17 protein-coding genes are annotated in these 21,012 nt (G+C 56.2%); 9 read left to right on the forward strand and 8 right to left on the reverse strand.

The annotated features are described in order from the left end of the window. Positions 1-426: 426 nt before the first annotated feature. From POR16_RS12465 to POR16_RS12480, 4 genes are all read right to left on the reverse strand, one after another. Positions 427-714, reverse strand: coding sequence for a hypothetical protein (locus POR16_RS12465; RefSeq protein ID WP_144114442.1), 288 nt, complete (start codon positions 712-714; stop codon positions 427-429). Positions 715-1,180: 466 nt separating this feature from the next. After that, positions 1,181-1,849, reverse strand: coding sequence for a haloacid dehalogenase type II (locus tag POR16_RS12470; RefSeq protein ID WP_005886837.1), 669 nt, complete (start codon positions 1,847-1,849; stop codon positions 1,181-1,183). 98 nt (positions 1,850-1,947) lie between these two features. Beyond that, a complete protein-coding gene (locus POR16_RS12475; RefSeq protein ID WP_005886835.1) occupies positions 1,948-3,303 on the reverse strand; it encodes an aspartate aminotransferase family protein in 1,356 nt (451 codons plus the stop codon). 25 nt (positions 3,304-3,328) lie between these two features. Then, positions 3,329-4,423 carry a phosphotransferase gene (locus POR16_RS12480; protein WP_005886834.1) on the reverse strand — a complete coding sequence of 365 codons (1,095 nt, stop codon included), beginning with the start codon at positions 4,421-4,423 and terminating at the stop codon, positions 3,329-3,331. Between the two features lie 284 nt (positions 4,424-4,707). Here POR16_RS12480 and POR16_RS12485 point away from each other — a divergent pair, with 284 nt between their 5' ends. Then, on the forward strand, positions 4,708-5,385 hold the full coding sequence (locus POR16_RS12485; protein ID WP_024670776.1) for a GntR family transcriptional regulator: 678 nt from the start codon (positions 4,708-4,710) through the stop codon (positions 5,383-5,385). 76 nt (positions 5,386-5,461) lie between these two features. Here the strand turns inward: POR16_RS12485 and POR16_RS12490 are convergent, their stop codons facing one another. Beyond that, positions 5,462-6,787 (reverse strand): NAD(P)/FAD-dependent oxidoreductase, encoded by a 1,326-nt coding sequence (locus POR16_RS12490; RefSeq protein ID WP_005886829.1) that lies wholly within the window; start codon positions 6,785-6,787, stop codon positions 5,462-5,464. 571 nt (positions 6,788-7,358) lie between these two features. Between POR16_RS12490 and arnB the strand changes: the two genes are divergently transcribed. Genes arnB through POR16_RS12530 form a run of 8 tightly spaced genes read left to right on the forward strand, consistent with a single transcriptional unit; the run spans position 7,359 to position 16,179 of the window. Then, a complete protein-coding gene (gene arnB, locus POR16_RS12495) occupies positions 7,359-8,507 on the forward strand; it encodes a UDP-4-amino-4-deoxy-L-arabinose aminotransferase (RefSeq protein WP_005886827.1) in 1,149 nt (382 codons plus the stop codon). After that, the gene (gene arnC / locus POR16_RS12500; RefSeq protein ID WP_122381296.1) at positions 8,504-9,517 is read left to right on the forward strand and encodes an undecaprenyl-phosphate 4-deoxy-4-formamido-L-arabinose transferase; all 1,014 of its coding nucleotides are present in this window, start codon (positions 8,504-8,506) and stop codon (positions 9,515-9,517) included. The genes arnB and arnC overlap by 4 nt, the downstream gene beginning before the upstream one ends. Next, on the forward strand, positions 9,514-11,505 hold the full coding sequence (gene arnA / locus POR16_RS12505; protein WP_122381295.1) for a bifunctional UDP-4-amino-4-deoxy-L-arabinose formyltransferase/UDP-glucuronic acid oxidase ArnA: 1,992 nt from the start codon (positions 9,514-9,516) through the stop codon (positions 11,503-11,505). Before arnC ends, arnA begins: the two co-directional genes overlap by 4 nt. After that, complete coding sequence (arnD, locus tag POR16_RS12510; RefSeq protein WP_024670779.1) at positions 11,505-12,386, forward strand: 4-deoxy-4-formamido-L-arabinose-phosphoundecaprenol deformylase; 882 nt, start codon at positions 11,505-11,507, stop codon at positions 12,384-12,386. The genes arnA and arnD overlap by 1 nt, the downstream gene beginning before the upstream one ends. Further along, positions 12,383-14,035, forward strand: a complete 1,653-nt coding sequence (arnT, locus tag POR16_RS12515; protein WP_122381294.1) for a lipid IV(A) 4-amino-4-deoxy-L-arabinosyltransferase — start codon at positions 12,383-12,385, stop codon at positions 14,033-14,035. The genes arnD and arnT overlap by 4 nt, the downstream gene beginning before the upstream one ends. Continuing rightward, the gene (gene arnE / locus POR16_RS12520) at positions 14,032-14,376 is read left to right on the forward strand and encodes a 4-amino-4-deoxy-L-arabinose-phosphoundecaprenol flippase subunit ArnE (RefSeq protein WP_005886817.1); all 345 of its coding nucleotides are present in this window, start codon (positions 14,032-14,034) and stop codon (positions 14,374-14,376) included. Before arnT ends, arnE begins: the two co-directional genes overlap by 4 nt. Continuing rightward, positions 14,373-14,807 carry a 4-amino-4-deoxy-L-arabinose-phosphoundecaprenol flippase subunit ArnF gene (gene arnF / locus POR16_RS12525; protein ID WP_005886815.1) on the forward strand — a complete coding sequence of 145 codons (435 nt, stop codon included), beginning with the start codon at positions 14,373-14,375 and terminating at the stop codon, positions 14,805-14,807. The genes arnE and arnF overlap by 4 nt, the downstream gene beginning before the upstream one ends. Then, positions 14,785-16,179 carry a UDP-glucose dehydrogenase family protein gene (locus POR16_RS12530; RefSeq protein WP_005886813.1) on the forward strand — a complete coding sequence of 465 codons (1,395 nt, stop codon included), beginning with the start codon at positions 14,785-14,787 and terminating at the stop codon, positions 16,177-16,179. The genes arnF and POR16_RS12530 overlap by 23 nt, the downstream gene beginning before the upstream one ends. Before the next feature lie 7 nt (positions 16,180-16,186). On the opposite strand, the gene POR16_RS12535 is transcribed toward POR16_RS12530, so the two are convergent. The 3 genes from POR16_RS12535 to POR16_RS12545 all read right to left on the reverse strand — a co-directional run bounded on the left by POR16_RS12535 (position 16,187) and on the right by POR16_RS12545 (position 20,864). Then, positions 16,187-17,662 carry an ArnT family glycosyltransferase gene (locus tag POR16_RS12535; protein WP_042931961.1) on the reverse strand — a complete coding sequence of 492 codons (1,476 nt, stop codon included), beginning with the start codon at positions 17,660-17,662 and terminating at the stop codon, positions 16,187-16,189. Between the two features lie 191 nt (positions 17,663-17,853). Then, positions 17,854-18,873, reverse strand: a complete 1,020-nt coding sequence (locus tag POR16_RS12540) for a hypothetical protein (RefSeq protein ID WP_005886810.1) — start codon at positions 18,871-18,873, stop codon at positions 17,854-17,856. 386 nt (positions 18,874-19,259) lie between these two features. Continuing rightward, positions 19,260-20,864, reverse strand: coding sequence for a hybrid sensor histidine kinase/response regulator (locus POR16_RS12545; protein WP_005886808.1), 1,605 nt, complete (start codon positions 20,862-20,864; stop codon positions 19,260-19,262). Between the last annotated feature and the right edge of the window lie 148 nt (positions 20,865-21,012).

Here is a 21,012-nt window from a genome sequence, read left to right on the forward strand (position 1 = left end):
TCAACCGGGTCAGTGCAGCGGGCCTAAAAACGTCACGGGGATTCATCGTTGGGACTCATGACGGAGTGGGCGCTGAACGGTCAGCCAGTTCCTCATAGAAAGCCTACACTCAAGTGTTCAGCACGACAAAGATCGCATTGGCGAGTGTCAGGCGAGGCTTAAGCGGAAATAGTTGGTGCCTTTGAGGTGAGGATTAGAAGTCTTGTTTTCAAATCTGAGGAATCGCTGACGAGAGCCAAGGAAAATCTCGAAGGCACAGGAGGTAGGGCGAGGAACTCGTTGATTTGGTTGGATTCTGGTAATTCGAGGCAAACCACGGTTTTTACTCACTGGTGACACAGATCAAGAGGTGTAAGCAAACAAACACAATTTAACATAATATACATTATGCGTAATATGGTATTGCGTCACAAACCGCAGTACCCGTCAGATCTGCGCAGACGAAACCTCTTCTCCACACGAACCACGTTCAACACTCGCGATGCCTCCTGTCCTGTCCATGTGTGTCACAGGTCCTGACCACGCAATCAACATGGCAATGGAATCGGACTGAGCTGTTGTTACCAAATCCAATTCCATTTCGAGGACAAGATCTGCTCGTAGAATTACATTGATGCGGGTATCCATGCCTTCGAGGGCCATAGCTAAGCATTGGGTGGAATTACGCAGTTCTACATCTGAAACGCTGTGTATGCTCAATACTGGCGTACCCATTTTGGTCACCGTCGGTCCAGCCGGATTTATCCCATTCACCAGCTTGCATCTACCACAAGCTCGCATCAACGGCACTATCTGGCAGTATTTCCATATCTAGCAGTATTTCCATAGTATTGACTGCCTGGCGAACAAGGCTCATCGTTGGCGGCGACATGAGGTGTGTGGCTGACGACTCGACCTGCAGGACGAAGATTGCTGTGTCTGATACTGTTTAACGCATACCAATACACAATGGTGGTGGCAGCGCTAAAAGTATGCAGGTATGGGCCTCAGGTCCAGACGGTTGTTGATTACTTCAGGAAAGGCTGCACGCTCACCCTCGCCCGGCATTGAATGGAATGCACGCGACAATATCCAACTCAACTAAACCGTCATTTAGTTGAGTTAAACGGATAGCCTTCCTGGGCTATCGCCCTCCTACTCGTTTCAAGGGCAATTCGAACGACAAACTGCAACAATAGAGCTAAAGCCCAACCAGACCGGGCAGCCCGCCGATATCGGGAATCTGATGATAACCAAACGCAGCATTCGCCGGCTGTTCATGTCCTCGGGCAACAAATGCTTTGTGCTTGATGTTCATGTCGTGGGCTGACATCAGATCGTAACGGAAGCTTGAGGATACGTGCAGAACATCTTCCGGGCCGCAGCCCAGATTATCGAGCATGAACTCGAAGGCCGCCAGACGAGGCTTGTAGGCCTGCGCCTGCTGAGCGGTGAACACTTTGTGAAACGGCGCGCCGAGCTTCTCGACGTTTGACATGATCTGCTCGTCCATGGCGTTGGAGAAAATGACCAAGGGTATCTTGTCGGCAATTTTTGCCAGCCCAGCAGGTACATCAGGGTGCGGGCCCCAAGTAGGTACTGCGTCGTAGTACAACTGGCCTTCTTCTCGGTATTCAATACCCCAGCGTTTGCAGGTACGCGCCAATGCTGTCTTGAGTATCTCGTCATACGGTCTCCAATCGCCCATTACCTGATCCAGACGGTACGCCGAGAAATCCTTGATGAACTGATCCATGCGCTCGGCAGGAACCCTGTCCGCGAAGAACTCGCGCGTCAAAGCGGCAGTCTTGAAGTTGGTCAATGTGCCATAGCAGTCGAAGGTAATGTACTTGGGGCGAAGAAAGCTCATGATTGTAGTCCTGATCAGTATTTGGTTCACAAAGGGTCAAGCAAGTACTCGGTGAGGCAGGCCCTGGTAGACTTCGCAGCCCAAGGCAAGCGTTGTTTTTATAGCGCAGCAAAAGCCCTTTCCAGTGCGTCAAGCAACCGCCCTACTTCCCTCTCAGTCCAGATCAAGGGTGGACGAATTTTCAGAATGCTCGCATCCGGTCCTGTTGCGGAAATAAGCACGCGCTGTTCACGCAAGTGGTTAACTATTCGTAGCGCAGTTTTCATGTCAGGGGTTTTCATCGCCCTGTCAGTGACTAGCTCAACGGCAAAGTACATGCCGGTGCCACGCACATCACCAACTTGCTCATAACGCTTGGCCAAGTCTTTAAGGCCTGCCATTACAAGCCCGCCGACGCGCGTGGCATTGAGCATGAGCTGCTCTTCCTGAATCACATTCAGGGTTGCCTGGGCTGCAGCAATCGCAACGCTGTTGCCACCAAAGGTATTGAAATAACGCATGTCACGCCCGAAGCTCGCAACCACTTCCGGGCGCACCATCAAGCCGGCAACGGGATAGCCGTTACCCATCGGTTTGCCCATGGTGATAATGTCCGGTGCTACCCCATGACGCTGATGCCCCCAGAAATGCGTGCCGCTGCGACCAAATCCTGACTGAACCTCATCGGCGATAAACAAGCCGCCGGCTTTGCGCACCACTTCGGCTATAGGCTTGAACACGTCCACCGGATCGCAGAACAGTCCATCGGACGAAAACAGACAGTCAGCAATGAATGCAGCGACACCGCCGCCGTGACGCTGAATATCCTGAATCTGTGCAGCGACCTGGTCTGCCATATAGCGCCCCAGTGACTCACGCGGAATGCGGTAAGAGTCCGGAGCGGGCACGCGACGAACATAGGGATCAAGCTTGGCATTGGCGCCCAGCGACGGAGAAAAAGCGGCCACGGTTGCCGAATTGCCGTGGTAGGCCTCGGCAGTAACGATAACTCCGGTATTACCTGTGTGATGACGTGCGATACGGATGGCCAGGTCATTGGCCTCCGAACCGCTGCAGGTGAACATCATCTGCCCGTCAGCCGCCATATCGCCATCCGCGGTGGCACGCAGTTGTTCGGTATAGTCAAGAATCCCTTCCTGCATGTAACGGGTATGGCTGCACAACGTAGTCATTTGCTCGGTTATCGCGGCCACCACGCGATCATGACAATGGCCCACCGACACCACATTATTGTAGGCATCCAGGTATTCGTTGCCGTCCTTGTCGTAGAGATATGCACCTTTGCCGCGGACGACACCGACCGGCTCGTTATAAAACAATCTGTAGCCTGGGCCAAGAAGGTTGATGCGGCGCTGAATATGCTCGCGCGCCGAGGCATCCAGTCGATCGGCATTGGCAGGGTTAAAGCCGTTAGGCATATCACCACGGACAGCCTCGATTTTTGAAGTGTTCATTTAAATCTCCACTCACAAAGATGAATCAATCGGCGAAGGACATCAGAAGCTCTGACATGTGTGAAGGTGATCGACTGACTATCCAGTCGAGCTGAGACCATCCCGGGGCCGCATTCCTCAAGATGTATGCACTGTTTTGCGGAAACAGCTGAGATCGCCAGGTGGTTATCAACGCGCGAGTCAGCAAGCGTGCCATGGCGAGATGCGGGATGAGGGAAAGCTCGTCGGCGGTCAGGTCAGCAACGCGCAAATACCCCCTCAATACATCTTTTGCCGGAGCGAAGATATCGACGTCGTTGCCTGATCCAACCACGCCTAACTGGTTCATCATTGCCGTGGATACATCAATGGCAATGGCTGTTTTTACGGTGTCACCGAAATCGATAATGCCGCTGATGCATTGCGGATTGCGCGCATCCACCACAATGTTCGAGGTATTGAAGTCGTTGTGCAGCACCTGTTGGCGACAACCGGCAATCAAACTTTCAACCTGGAAAAATCGATCAAAAGCCTTTCTCAGCAATTGTCGATGCGCGGGCTCTGACACGAAGCTTATCAAGGGCTCCAGGGTACTCAGGTTCTGAACATCCCAACATACTTTGCGAGACTCGCCCGGGTGGGAAAAATTAGCGGTAGCCAGCCTGAGGCGCGCGAGCAACTCGCCAATACGCTCGCGACCGTCTGCGTTAACAGTAGTTTTATCCAGGGGCACTCCTGGCAGGAAACTCATCAGTCGTACCTGCCTGGAGTCGCCACTGGAAGTCGAAATGGGCGTCAGGTAATCGCCTTCCAGTGACTGATAAACCCTGGGGATTGGCAGCGCTGGTGCTGTATGCCCGATGTGCCGCATGACTTCAATTTGCAGAGAAAGCTCAACCGGCGCTTCCTGAGGGTTGGCGACTTTAAGAACGTAAGTTTTGCCGCACACGCTGTCGCACCGAAAGGTATCGTCTTTCTCCGTCGCAAAGCGCACCAATTCAGCATCCACCCCGAACTGGTCCAACAGAACCCGCCTGCCCTCCTCCAGGGAAACCGGGGTGAAAGGCGCGGCCAGATCACCCTGCAAGGCAGCAAGGCCACAGCTCATCTCATCTTTTCGCATCTCGGGCATCTCGGGCATCGCTGAACTCCAGACCTTTTGGTCACTTGCCGCTCGCATCTGACGCACCAGATATTGTGCTACAATTTATTTTTTTGAAAGAAAAATAATTCCTAAAATTTTGAAATCCCCTTCAAAATCAGAAGAAAAACGGATAATTTATTGTTTTTAAAGAGAAAATAATTTAAGCGCATAATTTGAATTGTAGAACAATAAATATCTTGCCTTATGAGTTCTCTGGCGGAACATGACCCACACGGATTAGAATCGCCTCTCAACGCAGCCTCGATCCGGCCATGTATAAAATGACTTTTCTCAGCAGCAACATCGAATCTCGCGCAGCGGGCCTATCAGCCGTCGAGGTGCTGGCGAGTAAGCTCAAAGCCAGAATCCTGAACGGTGATTTCGAACCCGGAGAGTTTCTGCGGGATTTTAAAATGGCAGAGGAATACGAAGTCGCACGCAACACGTTCCGAAGCGCCGCTCAATTGCTTGTTTCATTCGGACTTTTGCTGAAGGTACCTAATCGCGGGTTCTGCATCCCCGAATTTGGTCCGAACGAAATTGTGGATATCGCCAGGTTGCGAGGCGTACTGGAAACTGAAGCGGTGCGCATGATTATTTTAAACGGGGTGATTCCAGAGGACGCACTCAGCGCGGTGGAAAAGCTGCGTAACGCGCCGGCCGACTCACCTCGCTCAGATATCGTGACCGCCGATGGGGACTTTCACCGGGCAATTATCCGTGCCAGTGGCAGCCCTCGATTACAACGAAGCTACGCCATGCTGGAGAGCGAGATCGAATTGCTTCTGGTGCTTCAACAACCCTGCTATGAAGACCCGAAGGATATCGTCGCTGACCATGAGCACTTGATAGAGTGCTTGCGCAGCCGGGATTTCGAGACGGCTCGAGCAGCCTTTGTCGAGCACTGGGAGGACTTGAGTTCGAAGCTTTTACGGGCGAATTTCGAGAGAAGGCGATAACGTCATTCAGCAGGCCTGACTGTGGTCAGGCCTGCTCTCGGGCAGAGCACACTGCAGTGCCCTGCCAAAGCGAATGTCAGAAATCCGCAACCTTGCCCCAGGCCGACGCTTTGAAGCGATCAGGATGGTACGGGGTTGGGTCGACGATGGGTTTGACGCCGCTGACGATGTCGGCGATCAAATGGCCCGCGCCTGGGCCGATACCAAAGCCATGCCCGCTGAACCCTGCAGCCAGCACCAGGCCAGGCAGGCTGGTCATCTCGCCAATGCCCGGCACGCCATCCGGCGTGCTGTCCACGTAACCTGCCCAGGCCGCTGTGACCGCAGACTGTTTCAGTAACGGAATCAGCTCCACCGCACGCTTGTAGGTCAATTCCACAGCAGTAGCATCCGGCTTGGGATCGAGAATGCGCATCTTCTCCATAGGAGTTGGCTCGTCCAGGCGCCAGCGCTTCCAGCTTTCGTGGCCAGCACGCAACCCTTCGAGCCCCCCTGGCGCCAGGTTTCGCCACCTGCGTTGAAACATGGGCAGGAAATTCATCGCGAACCCCAGCAACTGCGGAGTGAGGTCGACACGCCCTCTCCCGCTGATTGCCAAGGTATAACTCCCATCGAATCGGCGCGTCATGGAAACACCGGCCGTGTGCAGCGCGCTGGGTATTTCATGGCTTGGAGGAGAAACCGAAAGCACGGTCTGACGAATAGTGGCCTGCGGGAAACGAATGCCGTATTGCCGGCAAAACGAAGAGGCCCACGCGCCAGCAGCCAGGACTGCAACGCGAGTGCGAATAGTACCTTTTTCAGTAACGACGGCAGAAAGTCGACCGGCTTCGGTCTCGATCCCACGGACGGCGCAGCCCTGATGTACGGTACTGCCCAGAGCCATGATGGCGCGAGCGACTGCCGGGGCTGCACGTGAAGGGTCGGCGACGCCGTCAGAGGGCGAAAACACTCCTCCTTTCCACTGTTTGCTGGTGACTTTGGCGCGTTCGGCCGCCTGCTGTGCGTTCAGCATGTAAGTCTCGACGTTAACCGTGCGGGCAAACTCGCCCCAGCGTGCCCACCCGGCGAGCTCAGCCTCGTTATTGCTGAGGTACAGCAGGCCGCAACGCGTGAATCCTGTCTGCTCACCCGTATCCGCTGCGAACTGCTCCCAAAGATCAAGGCTTTTGGTCGCCATCGGAAGCTCGCGCGCGTCCCGATTTTGCTGCCTGCACCAGCCCCAGTTACGGCTCGACTGTTCAGCTCCGATACGACCTTTTTCGACCAAAGCGACCTTCATGCCACGTTTGGCGAGGTAATAAGCAGTAAACGCTCCGATGATACCGCCGCCGATCACCACGACATCAGCGTCCGCAGGAAGGTCGGGAGAGGTTTCTACAAGCGTCAAGGGTGCTGGCATAGTCTTTATCCGTTGATAGTCGGGGGGGACGATACGCGATGCTCATGCGATGCGCATCATGGGTTTATTACACCACCATGACGCGACACAAAAAGATTTAAACGCAGGGTCGCCTTGGCACAAACCACTGTTTGACGCGCCTCTCCCGGCAAACTATGCCGACCAAACGACCTGGGACCCTGCCCTCAGCGCTTGTCAGCGGCAGCTGCAGACTTCTCTACAAACACCACTTTATTAAACTTGCAACTGATCAGAATTAGCACGAGCAACCTGAACTTTAGCTGTCCATGCCACAGTAGTTATATTAAATATTAACAGCACATTAATATTTTTACACAGAGCCAGTACCGCATTGCCATCTCTATAAAATCCGCCCTACTCTACAAATATTGAATAGTGCGACACTGCAAAAAACCAACACCGTTTCACCGTTATTTTTACAACACGGCCATTAACTTTCATGGCCTCGACGTTGGCAATATGCGGCTGCCGAAAACGAACACATTATATTCACGCCATGCTCTGCAAATATTCATTTACTTGTCATCTCGTGTACATGAGGAAGAAATAAATGCGTCAGGCCTTTCTTGCCTTTTCGAGACCGTCCGTGGGCGATGAAGAAATTGCTGCGATGACACGCGTGCTGCGTTCCGGATGGATTACCACGGGGCCGGAATGTCAGAAGCTCGAAGAGCAATTCGCCGAACGGGTTGGCGCACGGCACGCTGTCGCGCTTTCGTCAGCCACCGGGGCAATGCATGTGGCGCTGTTGGCGCTGGGTGTGGGGCCAGGTGATGAGGTGATTACCCCGTCGCAAACGTGGGTTTCGACAGCAAACATGATCTGCCTGCTGGGGGCCACACCGGTCTTTGTGGATGTAGACCGGGACACGCTCATGACCAGCGCTGCGCTGATCGAGAAGGCCATTACCCCCCGCACCAAAGCGATCGTGCCTGTCCACTATGCAGGCGCAGCGTTTGACCTTGACCCGCTTTACACGCTGGCCAAACGGCACGGCATAGCGGTGATCGAAGATGCCGCACATGCTGTGGGCACCGCTTACAAGGGTCGGCCTGTCGGACGTCAAGGCACTGCCATCTTTTCCTTTCATGCGATCAAGAACATGACCTGTGCCGAAGGCGCGATGTTCGTGACCGACGATGCACTGCTGGCGGATCATGTGCGTCAGCTCAAATTTCATGGCTTGGGTGTCGACGCCTATGACCGCCTGACGCTGGGTCGAAAACCTCAGGCTGAGGTGATCGAGCCGGGCTTCAAATACAACCTGGCAGACATCAATGCCAGTATTGCGTTGGTGCAGTTGCAGCGTCTGGACGCCATCAATGCCAAGCGCCAAGTGCTCGCCAGTCATTACCTGGAACGCCTGGCGGCAAGCCCCGTGCTTCCCCTGGGCTTGCCGGAATATGCGCAACAGCACGCCTGGCATCTTTTCATCCTGCGTATCGATCCCGAACGTTGCGGGCTTGATCGCGATGCCTTCATGCAAGCCTTGCAGGCCCGGAACATCGGCACCGGCATCCACTTCATCGCCACTCATCTGCACAGCTACTACCGCCAGCGCTTCCCGGATGTTCGTCTGCCTGATACCGAATGGAATTCTTCCAGGCTGTGTTCCATCCCCCTGTTTCCCGACATGACGCTCGACGATGTCGATCGGGTTGTCAGGGCCATTGAATCGACCTTGGAATCCAGCCTGTGAAACCGTATCCCATCACATTCGTGTCGATCGTCATCCCGGTCTACAACGAGCGGCAAAGCCTGCCGGAACTGCTGCGCCGGACCGAGTCAGCATGTCGGCAACTGAATCACCCGTTTGAAATCGTGCTGGTGGACGATGGCAGCCGCGATGACTCGGCGGACCTCCTTCAGCAGGCCGCCGAGCGCTATGGCAGCCCTTTTGTAGCGGTGATACTGAACCGGAACTACGGCCAGCATGCGGCGATCATGGCGGGATTCGAACACTGCAAAGGTGACGTGGTGATCACCCTCGACGCCGATCTGCAGAACCCTCCCGAGGAAATTCCCCGGCTGGTCAACCTAGCCGAACAGGGTTACGACGTTGTCGGCACAGTGCGCAACAATCGTCAGGACTCAGCATGGCGGCGCTGGCCGTCCAGGCTCATCAACCTGGCGGTACAACGTTCGACCGGCGTTGCCATGAGCGATTACGGCTGCATGCTGAGGGCATACCGCCGCACGATTGTCGACGCAATGCTGGCCTGCCGGGAGCGCAGCACCTTTATCCCTATTTTGGCCAACAGTTTCGCGCGGCACACCACCGAAGTGCTGGTTGACCACGCAGAACGTGAACACGGCGATTCCAAATACAGCCCGATGCGGCTGGTCAACCTGATGTTCGACCTGATTACCTGCATGACCACCACGCCCCTTCGCCTGCTCAGCATCATCGGTTTCAGCATGGCGTTTCTCGGCGGGTTGTTCGCGGTGCTGTTAATCGTCCTGCGCCTGATATTCGGCGCGACGTGGGCCGGCGGCGGCACCTTCGTACTGTTTGCGGTGTTATTTGTATTTACCGGCGGCCAATTCATCGGCATGGGCCTGCTGGGTGAATACCTGGGCCGGATGTACAGCGATGTCCGTGCAAGGCCGCGCTTCTTTATCGAAAAAGTGGTGCGCAGTTCATCCCCAACTGCGACCGAACACGTTGATTCTTCCGCCCCCCCCCTTCTTAACAAGGTTGCGCCATGAGCTCTAAAGCGGTCGTCTTTGCTTATCACGATATTGGCTGTGCCGGTTTGCAAGCATTGCTGGACGCGGGTTATGAGATTGCTGCGGTATATACGCATGCCGACGATCCCGACGAAAACACGTTCTTCGGCTCGGTGGCCAGGCTTTGCGCACGGCACGGCATAACCGTGCATGCACCTGAAGACCCGAATCATCCCTTGTGGGTGGAGCGTGTCGCCAAACTGGCGCCGGACTTCATATTCTCCTTCTATTACCGGCAGCTATTAGGTGAGCCATTACTGGCCTGCGCCAAAAAAGGAGCCTTCAACCTCCACGGCTCGCTGTTACCCCACTACCGCGGGCGGGCGCCGGCAAACTGGGTACTGGTCAATGGCGAAACAGAAACCGGCGTCACCCTGCACCAGATGGTCAAGCGTGCCGACGCAGGCCCCGTGTTTGCACAACAGCGGGTCCCGATCAGCGCCACTGATACAGCCCTGACACTGCATGGCAAGCTGCGTGAAGCCGCAACGGACCTGCTTTCCGAAACATTGCCGTTGCTCGCACAGGACAGGCTGTCCGGCACCCCCCAGGATGAATCCCGGGCAACTTGTTTCGGCAAGCGCACTCCGGCTGATGGTCTGATCGACTGGTCGCTTCCGGCTGCGCGCCTGTATGACCTGATACGCGCCGTCACGCAGCCCTATCCCGGCGCATTTTGCGCGGTGGGCGACAACAAACTGATCATATGGGCAGCCGACCTGGAACTGCGCAATGACGGCGAAGCACCGGGGACGGTCATCAGTCATGATCCCTTGCGCATTGCATGCGGCGAGGGATCACTGGTGATTCGTGCCGGCCAGCGTGGTGACGCAGGCCTGTACCTCAGCGGCGCGCAGCTGGCTCGCGAGTTCGGGCTGGTAGAAGGATCACAGCTACTGGATACGCAGAAACGCCGCCCTGTTCGTCGCACCCGCGTGTTGATCCTTGGCGTCAACGGCTTCATCGGGAACCATCTGTCAGAGCGCCTGCTGCAGGATGACCGTTATGAAATCTACGGCATGGACATCGGTTCGGACGCCATAGAACGCCTGCGCACCCAACCGAACTTTCACTTCATCGAAGGTGATATCAGCATCCACACTGAATGGATCGAATACCACATCAAAAAGTGCGACGTGGTATTGCCTCTGGTGGCCATCGCCACACCGATCGAATACACCCGTAACCCGCTAAGGGTGTTCGAACTGGATTTCGAAGAGAACCTTAAAATCGTCCGCTATTGCGTGAAGTACAACAAGCGCGTGATTTTCCCGTCGACCTCCGAAGTCTATGGCATGTGCCAGGATGAAAGTTTCAACGAGGACACTTCAAATCTTGTCGTCGGCCCGATCAACAAGCAGCGCTGGATATATTCGGTATCGAAACAACTGCTGGATCGCGTTATCTGGGCTTACGGTCAGAAAGGTCTGCAGTTCACGCTGTTCAGGCCCTTCAACTGGATGGGACCTCGTCTGGATCGACTGGATTCGGCGCGCATCGGCAGTTCTCGGGCCATTACCCAACTGATTTTGCACCTGGTGGAGGGTACGCCGATCCGGCTGGTGGATGGTGGTGCCCAGAAACGCTGCTTTACCGATGTCGCTGACGGGATTGAAGCGCTGGCGCGAATTATCGAGAACCGCGACGGGCGTTGTAACGGGCAGATTATCAATATCGGCAACCCGGATAACGAAGCCAGCATTCGTCAACTGGGTGAAGAACTGCTACGACAGTTTGAAGCACACCCGCTGCGCGACAACTTTCCGCCGTTCGCAGGCTTTCGCGATGTCGAAAGCCAGTCTTTCTATGGCAAGGGCTATCAGGACGTCAGCCATCGCAAACCGAGCATCGCCAACGCTCGGCAGTTGATAGGCTGGACGCCTGGCATCGAACTGAGCACAACCATCGGCAAGACCCTGGATTTCTTTCTTCGGGAAGCCATGATCGAAAAAGCGGATCAGCGCTGATGCAGGCAGGCCTGAGAATTGATGTCGACACCTATCGTGGCACGCGAGAAGGTGTACCCAGGCTGCTGGACCTGCTCGACGAAGCACAGGTAAAGGCGACGTTCTTTTTCAGCGTCGGCCCTGACAACATGGGGCGCCATCTCTGGCGTCTGGTCCGGCCGCAGTTCTTCTGGAAAATGCTTCGTTCCCGGGCGGCAAGCCTGTATGGCTGGGATATTCTGCTGGCAGGCACTGCCTGGCCGGGCAAACAGATCGGCCGTGACCTTGGTCCGCTGATGCGCCGCGCTCTGGATGCAGGCCACGAAGTCGGACTGCATGCCTGGGACCATCACGGCTGGCAGGCCAATGCCGGGCTCTGGAACGATACGCAGCTGACGGCGCAGATACACCGTGGCGTGGATTGCCTGAGCGACATTCTGGGCCACCCGGTGACCTGCTCCGCAGCCGCCGGCTGGCGTGCCGACCAACGCATCGTGCAAGCCAAACAGCCTTTCGGCTTCCGCTACAACAGTGACTGTCGCGGCACCACGCTGTTTCGCCCGTTGTTGGCCGACGGCAGCCTCGGCACGCCGCAAATACCTGTGGACCTGCCAACGTTCGATGAGGTGGTCGGCCCACATCTGCAGGCCGATGCATTCAACGACTACATTCTGCGACGCTTTGCCGAGCCGGCGCTAAACGTCTATACGCTTCACGCTGAGGTGGAAGGCATTGTCATGGCCAACGGTTTCAGGCAGCTGTTGGCGCAGGCGCACGCCCAGGGTATCCGCTTCACCCCTTTAGGCGAGCTGCTGCCCGCCTCTATCGAGCAACTGCCCGCCGGCCAGGTGGTACGGGGGACGCTCGCGGGCCGTGATGGCTGGTTAGGGGTGCAGCAATGATTGATCGCAGAACACGCGACATTTCGCTGCTTGTACTGTTGTTCGCGCTGGCGTACCTACTGCCGCTGGGCTTCCACGGTCTGTGGATTCCGGATGAAACGCGTTACGCCCAGATCAGCCAGGAGATGCTGCACAGCGGAAACTGGGTGGCCCCACACTTCATGGGCCTGCGCTACTTCGAAAAACCCGTTGCGGGTTACTGGTGGATGGCCCTCGGGCAGGCAGTTTTCGGTGAGAACCTGTTCGGTGTGCGGATCACTTCGGCGCTGAGCAGCGGCCTCAGCGTCGCCCTCGCCTATCTGCTGGCCGCCAGGATGTGGAGCGACCGGCGTAAAAGCTTTGCCAGCGCGCTGCTGTTCATGAGCTTCGGATTCATTGCGGGCCAGGCTGGCTACAGCAACCTTGATCCTCAATTCACGTTCTGGGCCAACCTCACGCTCGTGTCGTTCTGGTATGCCGCCCACAGTACCGGTCGATCACGTCTGCTGGCCTGGGCGCTGATCGGCGTGGCATGCGGCATTGGCTTCATGACCAAGGGCTTTCTGGCCTGGGCTCTGCCGGTGATAGTCGTCGTGCCTTACATGCTGTGGCAGAAGCGCCTTGCCGAGCTGTTCAGGTTCGGTCCCGTTGCGGTGCTGATCGCTGTCACGATAAGCCTGCCTTGGGTTTTGGCAGTGCATCAGCAAGAACCCGACTACTGGCGCTACTTTTTCTGGCACGAGCACATCCGGCGCTTTGTCGGGAACAATGCACAGCACGCAGAGCCGTGGTGGTTCTACCTGCCGCTGCTGATCGTCGCCTGCCTGCCGTGGAGCTTGTTGCTGCCCGTAACGTTGAAACAGGCGTGGCAACGACGGCAGCAGACTAATATCGCCTTCCTGTCTCTGTGGTTGTGGGTGCCGTTGGTGTTTCTGAGCTTGAGCAAGGGCAAATTGCCGACTTATCTGCTGCCTTGCCTGCTGCCTCTGGCCTTGTTGATGGCTGATACCTTGGTTGATCGCCTCAGGCAAGACCGCAGCGCGGCGCTGCGTACCAACGGGCTTTTCAATGCAGCGTCAGGCGTCATTGGCCTTATGGTGCTGCTGTACCTGCAACTGAAACAACCGGTGTATGAGAACGAACCGTCACACTTGCTGTTGGCGATCGTCGTGCTCGTCGGCTGGACATTGAGCAATGCGCTCCACAGCATTCGCCCGCAGACTTTCTGGATCATGCCGGCGGTCGGTAGCTGGTTGCTCGTGGCCATGCTGCCAGCAGGCTTGCCCGATGATGTGGTGTACAACAAGACACCTGACCAGTTCGTCTCCAGGCACCAAACGGAGCTGGCCGCCAGCAAGTCGTTATTGAGCAACGACCTGGGCGCCGCATCGGCCCTGTCGTGGCGACTGGGCAGGCCGGACATCACGCTGTTCAATACCTGGGGCGAACTCGAATACGGTCTTGGGTATCCGGATGCACAGGGCCGCGAGGTCCATCTGCATGATATCGATGCCTGGATGACCAAGGCCCGCCGTGAAGGTCAGGTCGGCGTCATCATGCGCGGCAAGAGCGACGAAGAGCTGCGTGAGCTTGAGTCGCTGCCCGAGGGCGCCACGCGCTACGACGAGGGCAACCTGATCATTCTCATCTACGGGCAGTCTGCGTCATGACTGCGCTGATGCTTATGACCGCCTGCCTGCTGACGTGTCTGGGCCAGATTGCGCAAAAGAAAGCGGTAGAGAGCTGGCGCGGCGTATTACCCGGCCTGCGGCTTGCGTTGCGATCAGGATGGCTCTGGCTGGCGATCACCTGCCTGGGCCTCGGCCTGCTGACCTGGTTGATGGTGTTACAGCGCATGGAGGTCGGCGTCGCCTACCCCATGCTCGGCGTCAACTTCGTCTTGATCACCCTGGTGGGTCGCTACGTTTTCAAGGAGCCGGTAGACCTGCAGCACTGGCTGGGCGTCGCATTGATTGTGGGCGGCGTGGTCTTGCTGGGAAGTCAGGCATGACCCGCCACGGCGCGACATTGTGCGCCATAGCCAGTGTGGCGCTGGTCAGCAGCGCCCAACTGGGTATGCGCTGGGGCATGAGCCGCTTGCCATCACTTCTGCACTTACCAGACCTGCAAGCCTACACACATATCCAGCTCTATGCCGTCGGCGTGATTATCGCGTCGATCATCGCCTACGCACTCTCCATGCTTTTCTGGCTTGTGGCACTTCGGGGTTTGCCCCTGAGCCGCGCCTATTCGCTGCTGAGCATCAGCTACGCACTGGTTTATACCCTGGCCGCCGTTCTGCCATTTTTCCATGAGGCATTCACAGTATCGAAAACTGTGGGTGTCACGCTGATCGTTGCAGGTGTCTTGACCATCAACCTCCGGCGCATCCCCAGCCCACAACCTCAGGATATTCCCCATGAAAATAAGCGTTTTCGGTAGCGGATATGTCGGCCTTGTACAGGCAACCGTGCTGGCCGAAGTTGGCCACGATGTGGTCTGCATGGACATCGATCAGGCCAAAATAGATCAGTTACGTCAGGGCCAGGTGCATATCTTCGAGCCTGGGCTGGCCAATCTAGTCCGCGAAAACCTGGATCATAAGCGTCTGCACTTCACCACCGACGAGCAACTGGCGGTCGAACATGCAGAGGTTTTGTTCATCGCGGTCGGCACACCTTCACGAGACGACGGCTCCGCTGACCTGAGCGGTTTTTTCGCGGTGGGCGACGCGATTGCGCGGCATCGGCGCGAACCGTTGATCATCGTCGAGAAATCGACAGTACCGGTCGGCAGCGGCGACGCGTTGCGCACCCATATCGACAAGGCCCTGCGCCAGGCCGGCCGGCTGCTGCAATTCGACGTGGTGTCCAACCCTGAATTCCTCAAGGAAGGCTCTGCGGTCAATGACTGCCGCCGTCCGGACCGGATCGTCATCGGTTGCGAAAATGACGCGGTGCGCAAAGTCATGCGCGAGCTGTACGCTCCGTTCAACCGCAACCACGACCGGATAATGTTCATGGACCTGCGCAGCGCCGAACTGACCAAGTACGCAGCCAACTGCATGCTGGCAACCAAGATCAGCTTCATCAATCAGATCGCCGAGCTGGCAGAACACCTGGGCGCTGATATCGAATCCGTGCGTCTGGGCATCGGCGCCGATTCACGCATTGGCTACGACTTCATCTACCCCGGCTGCGGTTATGGTGGTTCATGCTTCGGCAAAGATATTCGCGCGCTGATCCACAGTGCCAAAGAGGCCCACTGCAACAATGACCTGCTGTCGGTGGTCGAGGCCATCAATGAGCGACAGAAGAGCAAACTGTTCGAGCGGGTCAACGCCTTTTATCAAGGCGACCTGCGCGGCAAGACCTTCGCACTGTGGGGCCTGGCGTTCAAACCCAACACAGACGACATGCGCGACGCGCCCAGCCGGGTACTGATGGAAGCGTTGTGGGCAGCTGGCGCCAGCGTTCGGGCATTCGACCCCGAAGCTATGCAGGAAACCCAGCGTATTTACGGCCATCGCAAGGACTTGGTCTTGATGGGCACGCCAGAATCCACACTGAACGATGCCGATGCACTGATCATCTGCACCGAATGGCAGCAGTTCAAGGCTCCGGATTTCGAGTTGATCCAGCAGCGACTGGCCGCACCGGTCATTTTCGATGGGCGTAATCTGTACGACACCGACCGACTGGCAAAGCACGGCTTCCACTATTTCCCCATCGGCCGTGGCGAATCGTGCGAGCTGCCGATCCCGCAGAAGCAGTGGGTGCCTTACAGCCCGCAGGTCAGCAGCCAGGTCGTATAGCGACTTGTCATTCGCCTGCCGCCACGGGTGCCTGACTGACAAAATAGTAAATCCGCTCCCCGACTTTGACACTGTCCACGATCCGCAGAGGTGGCTGCGGAGGTGACAGGCTTTCCATAACAGCGATATTGTCGCCGGGACTTTTCAGAAAGGCACTCAGCTGAGCATCCGTCGTGAGCGTGTCCAGCAGACTCTGGCTGTAGAACACACTGGCGCCTGCCAGCCGTTCGCTGGGTTGAAACAATGCGACGAGATGTCCCTGAATCTGCAGCGCATGGACCTTGTCGGTCAGCGGCAGGAACGACAAATGTCGATCCGCCCGAGGCGCCAGCCAGAAAGCTGCGCTCAAATAACCCGCCACAATCAGCGCTACGCACGCTGTCGTCATGGCCTTGCGGTTGCTCACGATGAACGCTGCAAACGCCGAACTCGCAGACCGTCTCTGCAACCTCTCGCCCAACACAAAGGCATATTCAGCGGCGATCACGGCAGCTGCAGGTGCCAGTGACATCAGGTAGACCATGCGTTTACTGGACGCCAGCGTCAGCAGCAGGAATTGCGCCGCCAGCCACAGGCTGAAAAACAGCAGATAACGGTTGGCCAGAAGTTGCTTGCGAAAGTGCCACAGGCCCAGATACATAAGAATATTCCAGGGCAAAAATGCTTCGGGGAGCTTGGTCAGGTAGTAATAGAAAGGCTCGTAATGACCGGCTTCTTCGAACGAGCCGCTGAAGCGACCCACACTGTTGGTCCAGAGCACCTCTTTCAACAACGGCACCCCGCCCTGTCCGTACAGGAAATACAACCATACCAACAGTGGCACCAGAGCCAGCGCAGTGAATGTTGCTGGCAATAGCCAATGCGCAGGCACGACACGTCTTTGCTGCACGGATTCACACACCAGCCAGGCGAAAATCACCACGCCGGGCATGGCAAGCCCCAGTACGCCTTTACTCATAGTCGCCACAGCAACGCCCACAGCGAACAGCAACCACATGCCCAGTGCCCGGCGGTGGTTACGCGAGTGATGGCTGACGTGGAAAAAAGCCAGCAGCGCCGTGCTCACGCCCAATGCCAGCAAGGCGTCTTCGCCCACTTGCCGAGCATTGCTCCAGAAACTGGCCTGGGTCGCAAGAATAAATGCCGCCATCCAGGCGACAGGGGCTGGGCGGCCAAAACGACGCAACATCGTGTAAAGCAGCAAAACGCCCAACAGCCCCGCAAATGCAGACGCAAGCCTCACCGACCAAGGAGTCGCACCAAACAGGCGGATAGCCGTCGCATCCAGCCACACACTCAGCGGCGGCTTTTCCAGAAAAGGCTGGCGGTTCAGTGTCGGTGTCACCCAATTACCGCTCAGCTGCATTTCCATGGCGATGCCCGCTACTCGAGGCTCCGTAGAGTTTTGCAGTTGGTGATTGCCCAGCGCGAAGAAGAACAGTGCAGCACTCAACAGCATCAACGAGAGAACACGGGAAGTGATCAAGGCGCGTACCGAATTTAAAAAGGTCAGATCAGGAGGGAGATCAAGCTGTCGGGAGTATAAGCGGGCGATTGTTGAGGAATTGTTAATCGCGAGGCATATCGGCGTCATCATTCCGATGATCGCAAAAAGAATGGGGAGCCATAATGCTCCCCATTCTTTTAATTCAGTTTACGAGCGATACCCTGGCATCAGATCGCAGCAACAACCTTGGCAGGTGGCTGAGTGCGACGACCCAGTACGCCTGCGCCTGCAGCAACCAGGCCCGAGATCACCAGCGTGATCAGCAAAATCCAGGCACCTTGCGAAACCCGCTTGGCTGTCACTTCAGCCGCTTCGCGCGCTTTCTGTTCTGCCTGAGCTTTCAGCTCCTGATACTTGGCATAGGCCTGACGATAGCTGGCCTGGGCCTGATCGACGATCTGATTCGCCTCAGCGTCGGTCTTGTTACCACGCGCCTTGATCAGGTTGACCAGCGCCTGACGATCGGCAGCATCCCATGCCTGATCACCCTTGGCTTTGATACGGTCCATCAAACCACCCAACTGCTCGTCGGCCTGCTGAGGATTCTGGGCGCTCTGTCTGGCAGTGTTCTGCGCATCCTGCTGAGTGGCCTGAGCCTCTTGCTTGACATTGTCCGGGTTCAATTCAGGCTTGCCTGTCTGGCGCATTGCCGTTTCGATCTCGCCCTGGATATCGTCCAGATTGAAGTCGATGCCTTGCTCACGCAATTGGTCCTGGATCTTGCTGCCCAGTGCCGGCGCTACCTGAGCAATGCCGCTGCCCAGAGCAGACATACCGCTGCCTGCGAGATTGAGGCCGCCACGAACCACGCCCGTCACAGCGCTGGAGACCAGATACACAGTGATCAAAGACACCGATGCCCACACCAGCAGGCCGTGGAAAGCCCCTTCACGCTGAGCCAGACGCCCTGCGGCCCAGCCACCCACGAACAGCGAGATCACCGAACTGACGACCACCCAGATACCTGCTCCAGTACCGATGCCGGAAAGCGGATCGGCTTCCTGCATGGGATCAATACTGGCGGAGCCAATAGCAGTACCCAACAGGTTCAGCAAAAGCGATACAACCATGGCCAATACAACACCGGCCAGAATCGCACTCCAGGATATACGTTTAAGCAGCGGGGCCATTGCGTGAGTTTCCTGATACACAGGGGCGCCTGGGGCGATGCGATCGTCGCGAATCATAGTCGTAGTCCTTTATGTCATTGGCAGAAAACACAGAAATACCTGCGTTCCAATTTAATGACCTGATCGGCACGGCAGAAGTTTAAAACTTTTCATCCCTTTTTTTGCGCAGTTAAAAATACTGTCTACCGAGGAAGCGAGATGTCTCAGCCCTGTTTCAGACGTGTCAATACTTTGCAGTTGCGCACTCGGCATTGCGTTTATAAACAGTGGGCATGGACAGCCCGTTGTCTGTTGTCAGTTAAGCAAGCAGCATATTAGATAAAGACGTCACGCGGGCACGGCGAGAATCAGCAGCAGCCGGTAGCAGAATTAAAAGTGCAGTGGGCGAAGACTGGAGGAGTTCGAATGAGCCGCACATCCTGTCCGGCTCACTGTTCATGGGTTCAGGCTATTCCGTTTGGACCGTCCAGTACCTGCCTGATCTTTCTCGCCAGGTCATGAGGCATGCAGGGTTTGGAAACCACCTCAAACTCCGAGCCTCCGATATCCGTTCGCTCGATAGAGCTTTCGGCATAGCCGGTCGTCAACAACACCTTCACGTTCGGGTAACGACGTTTGACCTCACGTGCCAACATAACCCCGTTCATGCCACCTGGCATGATGAGGTCAGTAAACAGCAACTCATACATGCACCCGGATTCAAACTTTTTCAACGCTTCGCGCGCATTCAGGACAATGTCGGAAACATAGCCGTAGTCGTCCAGCACCATCTTCGCCAATTCGGCCACGTCCGGACGATCTTCCACAATCAGAATACGTTCGCTGCTGCCAAGACGTTTCTCTGTTGTCTGGGGCGATTCGATTTTCGTCAGCCCGGCTTCGTCCACCGGGAAATACAACCTTAGTGTTGTACCGATGCCTTCTTCGGTATAAATACGCGCCGCACCACCCGACTGTTTGGCAAACCCATAAACCATCGAAAGGCCCAGCCCGGAGCCCTTGCCCTCCTCCTTGGTAGTAAAGAACGGGTCCATCACCCTGTCACGAATACTGGCAGGCATGCCAATACCGTTATCGGTGACAGCGATACTGACATAGCGTCCCGGCAGCAGGCCGTCATAGGAAACGTTTGCCAACTCGTCGACCACCAGATTGCGTGTCTCGATGAACACTTTGGGGTTGGGCCTGCCAATCAACGCATCCCGCGCGTTGATAAAGATGTTGAGCAGCGCTACTTCCGCCTGGGTCGGATCGATACGACAGTTCTTGAGGGTTGGTTCAAGATCGGTTTCGATTATCACTTCCGGCCCGAACGTACGCTCCAGAAGCGAATCGGTGGTGGAAACCAGTCCGTTCAGGTTCAACACCCGGCCTTGCAACTTTTGTTTACGGGCAAACGCCAGCAGTTGTTTGGTCAATGTGCTGGCACGCTCAACAGCAGACTTGGCATGGTGGACGCTGCGTCGAACACGCTGCAAATCAATTTCGGATTTTTCCGCCGCCGTGCCGATCAGATCGATATAGCCGCCCATTACTTGCAACAGGTTATTGAAGTCATGGGCAATACCGCCGGTGAGTTGCCCCAGTGCTTCCATTTTCTGCGCTTGGCGCAAGGCTTCTTCCGCGTCCTTGCGACGGCTGATATCCAATTGCGATGCAAAGAAATAGATCAAGTCACCGGCGTCGTTGTAGACAGGTGAAATGAACAGCGCATTCCAGAACGTAGAACCGTCTTTGCGGTAGTTAAGGATCTCGGTAGAAATATCGACGCGATCCTGAATCGCATTGCGAATGGATTGCACCACCGCCCGATCTGTATCCGGCCCCTGCAGAAACCGGCAGTTGGTGCCAATGATCTCGCTGGCCGAATAACCGGTCATGTCCAAAAACGCACGATTGGAAAAAATGATGGGATTGTCGGGACGGTTGGGGTCCGTCACGATCATGGGCATGCGGGTTGTTTCAACCGCTGCGAAAAAAATATCCCTTCCCTGATGCTGGATGTCTCCCGTTGCATCATTGTCGACACGGGCTTTATTTTCCGACACGCCAGAAACTCCAAGGCTATTGATAAGAGGAGAGATATATTCTCTACAGCTAGGACTGGTCGCCCTTCAAAAGGGTTCTCGAACAACTGATAAAAATCATATTATGGTCATTTGACTGGTAAGAAACGCCAAAACCGGCCGTTGGCTG

The organism is Pseudomonas coronafaciens pv. oryzae str. 1_6 (assembly GCF_000156995.2).
In the GTDB taxonomy this organism is placed as follows: domain Bacteria; phylum Pseudomonadota; class Gammaproteobacteria; order Pseudomonadales; family Pseudomonadaceae; genus Aquipseudomonas; species Aquipseudomonas tremae.

Excerpts from the sequence above, each read along its gene's own strand:
- POR16_RS12465 (WP_144114442.1), bottom strand. The coding sequence starts at position 714 with ATGGGTACGCCAGTATTGAGCATACACAGCGTTTCAGATGTAGAACTG.
- POR16_RS12470 (WP_005886837.1), bottom strand. The coding sequence starts at position 1,849 with ATGAGCTTTCTTCGCCCCAAGTACATTACCTTCGACTGCTATGGCACA.
- POR16_RS12475 (WP_005886835.1), bottom strand. The coding sequence starts at position 3,303 with ATGAACACTTCAAAAATCGAGGCTGTCCGTGGTGATATGCCTAACGGC.
- POR16_RS12480 (WP_005886834.1), bottom strand. The coding sequence starts at position 4,423 with ATGCCCGAGATGCCCGAGATGCGAAAAGATGAGATGAGCTGTGGCCTT.
- POR16_RS12485 (WP_024670776.1), top strand. The coding sequence starts at position 4,708 with ATGACTTTTCTCAGCAGCAACATCGAATCTCGCGCAGCGGGCCTATCA.
- POR16_RS12490 (WP_005886829.1), bottom strand. The coding sequence starts at position 6,787 with ATGCCAGCACCCTTGACGCTTGTAGAAACCTCTCCCGACCTTCCTGCG.
- arnB (WP_005886827.1), top strand. The coding sequence starts at position 7,359 with ATGCGTCAGGCCTTTCTTGCCTTTTCGAGACCGTCCGTGGGCGATGAA.
- arnA (WP_122381295.1), top strand. The coding sequence starts at position 9,514 with ATGAGCTCTAAAGCGGTCGTCTTTGCTTATCACGATATTGGCTGTGCC.
- arnD (WP_024670779.1), top strand. The coding sequence starts at position 11,505 with ATGCAGGCAGGCCTGAGAATTGATGTCGACACCTATCGTGGCACGCGA.
- arnT (WP_122381294.1), top strand. The coding sequence starts at position 12,383 with ATGATTGATCGCAGAACACGCGACATTTCGCTGCTTGTACTGTTGTTC.
- arnE (WP_005886817.1), top strand. The coding sequence starts at position 14,032 with ATGACTGCGCTGATGCTTATGACCGCCTGCCTGCTGACGTGTCTGGGC.
- arnF (WP_005886815.1), top strand. The coding sequence starts at position 14,373 with ATGACCCGCCACGGCGCGACATTGTGCGCCATAGCCAGTGTGGCGCTG.
- POR16_RS12530 (WP_005886813.1), top strand. The coding sequence starts at position 14,785 with ATGAAAATAAGCGTTTTCGGTAGCGGATATGTCGGCCTTGTACAGGCA.
- POR16_RS12540 (WP_005886810.1), bottom strand. The coding sequence starts at position 18,873 with ATGATTCGCGACGATCGCATCGCCCCAGGCGCCCCTGTGTATCAGGAA.